Annotated in this window: 2 protein-coding genes; both read left to right on the forward strand. The window is 75.8% G+C overall.

The features are described from left to right. Positions 1-137 precede the first annotated feature (137 nt). The gene (locus tag ABT381_RS35360) at positions 138-1,706 is read left to right on the forward strand and encodes a cobyric acid synthase (protein WP_351602103.1); all 1,569 of its coding nucleotides are present in this window, start codon (positions 138-140) and stop codon (positions 1,704-1,706) included. Between the two features lie 50 nt (positions 1,707-1,756). After that, positions 1,757-3,616: putative cobaltochelatase (locus ABT381_RS35365; RefSeq protein WP_351602106.1), on the forward strand; the 1,860-nt coding region annotated here is incomplete at its 3' end.

A 3,616-nucleotide genomic window follows, 5' to 3' on the forward strand; every position in this document is an offset into this window, starting at 1 on the left:
CGCGCGGTCGACGGCGCGGACATCGCGCGCGCGGTGCGGCTGTCGCGCCGGGTGAGCGCGCTGGCGCTGGTGACGACGGTCGGGGCGCGGATCGCCGTGGGCGCGGTGCGCGGAGCGCGGAAGGCGAGGAGATCCCGGTGAGCGGTACGGACAGGACTCTCGGTGGCGGCCTGCTGGTCGCCGGGACGACGTCGGACGCGGGCAAGAGCGTGGTCACGGCGGGCATCTGCCGCTGGCTGACCCGCAAGGGCGTCAAGGTCGCGCCCTTCAAGGCGCAGAACATGTCGCTCAATTCGTTCGTGACGCGCGAGGGCGCGGAGATCGGGCGGGCGCAGGCCATGCAGGCAGCGGCGGCCCGTGTCGAGCCGACCGCGCTGATGAACCCGGTACTGCTCAAGCCCGGCAGCGACCGCAGCAGCCAGGTCGTCCTGCTGGGCAAGCCGGTGGGCGAGATGAGCGCCCGCGGATACTTCGGCGGGGCCGAGGGGGCGTCCCCCGGGCAGACGCTGTACGCGGGCCGCCGGGAGCAGCTGCTCGGCACGGTCACCGACTGCCTGACCGAGCTGCGCCGCACGCACGACGCGGTGATCTGCGAGGGCGCGGGCAGCCCGGCCGAGATCAACCTCCGCCGCACGGACATCGTGAACATGGGCATCGCGCGCGCCGCGAACCTGCCCGTCGTCGTGGTCGGCGACATCGACCGCGGCGGCGTCTTCGCGTCCTTCTTCGGCACCACCGCGCTGCTCTCCGCGGCCGACCAGGCGCACATCGCGGGCTACCTGGTGAACAAGTTCCGCGGCGACGTGACGCTGCTGGAGCCGGGCCTGGACATGCTCAAGCAGCTGAGCGGGCGGCCGACGCTGGGCGTACTGCCGTTCCGGCACGGGCTCGGCATCGACGAGGAGGACGGCCTGCGGGTGTCCCTGCGGGGCGCGGTCCGCGAGAGCGTCGTGGCGCCGCCGCACGGCAGCGACGTCCTGCGCGTCGCGGTCGCCGCCGTCCCCCTGATGTCGAACTTCACGGACGTCGACGCGCTCGCCGCCGAACCGGGCGTCGTGGTGCGCTTCGTGGACCGGCCCGAGGAGCTGGCCGACGCGGACCTGGTCGTACTGCCCGGCACCCGCGGGACCGTACGGGCCCTGCAGTGGCTGCGCGAGCGCGGCCTCGCGGACGCGATCGCCCGCCGCGCCGCGGAAGGCCGCCCGGTGCTCGGCATCTGCGGCGGCTTCCAGATGCTCGCCGAGCACATCGAGGACGAGGTGGAGTCGCGGGCCGGGGCCGTCGACGGGCTCGGACTGCTGCCCGTACGGGTGCGGTTCGCGGCGGAGAAGACCCTCGCGCGGCCGGCGGGCGAGGCGCTGGGCGAGCCGGTGGCGGGGTACGAGATCCACCACGGCGTCGCCCAGGTCCGCGCGGGCGACGAAGCCTTCCTGGACGGCTGCCGCGTCGGCTCCGTCTGGGGCACGCACTGGCACGGCTCCCTGGAGAGCGACGGCTTCCGGCGCGCCTTCCTGCGCCGGGTGGCCGCCGACGCGGGGCGCGCGTTCGTGCCCGCGCCGGACACCTGCTTCGACGCGCTGCGCGAGGAACAGCTCGACGCGCTGGGCGACCTGATCGAAGAACACGCGGACACCGCGGCCCTGCTGCGGCTGATCGAGGACGGGGTGCCCGCGGGGCTGCCGTTCGTCCCGCCGGGGGCGCCGTGAGCGCGCCCGAGGGGAAGCCAACGAAAGCCACTCGAAGGAGTGATCCGTACGTGAGCACCCGGTATCCGTTCACCGCTGTCGTCGGCATGGACGACCTGCGGCTGGCGTTGCTGCTGAACGCGGTCAGCCCGGCGGTGGGCGGGGTCCTCGTCCGCGGCGAGAAGGGCACCGCCAAGAGCACGGCCGTGCGCGCGCTGGCGGATCTGCTGCCCGACGTCCCGGTGGTCGCCGGCTGCCGCTTCAGCTGCGACCCCGCCGGTCCGGACCCGGAGTGCCCGGACGGGCCGCACGAGGTGAGCCCCGCCGAAGCCCGTCCGGCCCGCATGGTCGAACTCCCGGTGGGTGCCTCGGAGGACCGCCTGGCGGGCTCGCTCGACATCGAGCGCGCCCTGTCCGAGGGGGTCAAGGCGTTCGAGCCGGGCCTGCTCGCGCACGCCCACCGCGGCATCCTGTACGTGGACGAGGTCAACCTCCTGCACGACCACCTGATCGACCTCCTCCTCGACGCCGCCGCCATGGGCGCCTCGTACGTCGAGCGCGAGGGCGTCTCCGTGCGGCACGCCGCGCGGTTCCTGCTCGTCGGGACGATGAACCCCGAAGAGGGCGAGCTGCGGCCGCAGTTGCTGGACCGGTTCGGGCTGACCGTGGAGGTCGCCGCGTCCCGTGAGCCGGACCAGCGGGTCGAGGTGGTCCGGCGGCGGCTGGCGTACGACGCCGACCCGGCCGGCTTCGCGGCGCGCTGGGCCGCCGAGGAGGAGGCGCTGCGGCAGCGGATCGCCACGGCCCGGGCGCTGCTCCCGGACGTCGTGCTCGGCGACGCCGCGCTCCGCCAGATCGCCGCGACCTGCGCGGCCTTCGAGGTGGACGGTATGCGCGCCGACATCGTGATGGCGCGTACCGCGACCGCGCTGGCCGCCTGGGCGGGCCGCGCCGAGGTCACCGAGGGCGACGTACGGCAGGCCGCGCTGCTGGCGCTGCCGCACCGGCGCCGCCGCAATCCCTTCGACGCCCCGGGCCTGGACGAGGACAAGCTCGACCAGACGCTGGAGGAGTTCGGGCCGCAGGAGGACGAGGAGCCGGACCCGGAGCCGGAGGGCCCGGACGACGGGCCGGACGGCGGGGGTCCTGACGGGGGCGGCGGGCTGCCGCCGCAGGACGGCCCGGACGACGCGCCGCCGCCGTCCGGCGCCGACGCGGGCCCCGAGCAGCCCTCCGTACCGGACCAGCGCTCGGACCGCGGCCAGGAGCAGCCCGCCCAGCCCAAGAACGAGGCCGCAGAGAACGAGGCCGCAGAGGGCGGGACCGCGCCCGAGAAGGCCGCGGTAGGCGCCGCCGAGCCGTTCAAGACCCGGCGGCTGGACGTGCCGGGGCTCGGCGAGGGCGCCGACGGCCGCCGCTCGCGGGCCCGTACCGCGCACGGCCGTACCACCGGCTCCCGCCGCCCCCAGGGCGCGCTCGGCAAGCTGCACCTGGCGGCGACCGTGCAGGCCGCGGCGCCGCACCAGAAGGCGCGCGGGCGCAGCGGCCGCGGGCTGCTCGTCCGCCGCGACGACCTGCGCGAGGCCGTACGCGAGGGCCGCGAGGGCAACTTGGTCCTCTTCGTCGTGGACGCGTCCGGCTCGATGGCGGCGCGGAAGCGGATGACCGCGGTCAAGGGCGCGGTGCTGTCGCTGCTGCTGGACGCGTACCAGCGGCGCGACAAGGTCGGGATGATCACCTTCCGTGGCGCGGAGGCCGCGCTCGCGCTGCCGCCGACCTCCTCCGTGGAGGCGGGCGCGGCCCGGCTGGAGCAGCTGCCGACCGGCGGCCGCACGCCGCTGGCCGCGGGCCTGCTGAAGGCCCATGAAGTACTGCGCGTGGAGCGGCTGCGGGACGCCTCGCGCCGCCCGCTGGTGGCCGTCGGTCACGAC

This window comes from Streptomyces sp. NPDC000151, assembly GCF_040301705.1.
Lineage (GTDB): Bacteria > Actinomycetota > Actinomycetes > Streptomycetales > Streptomycetaceae > Streptomyces.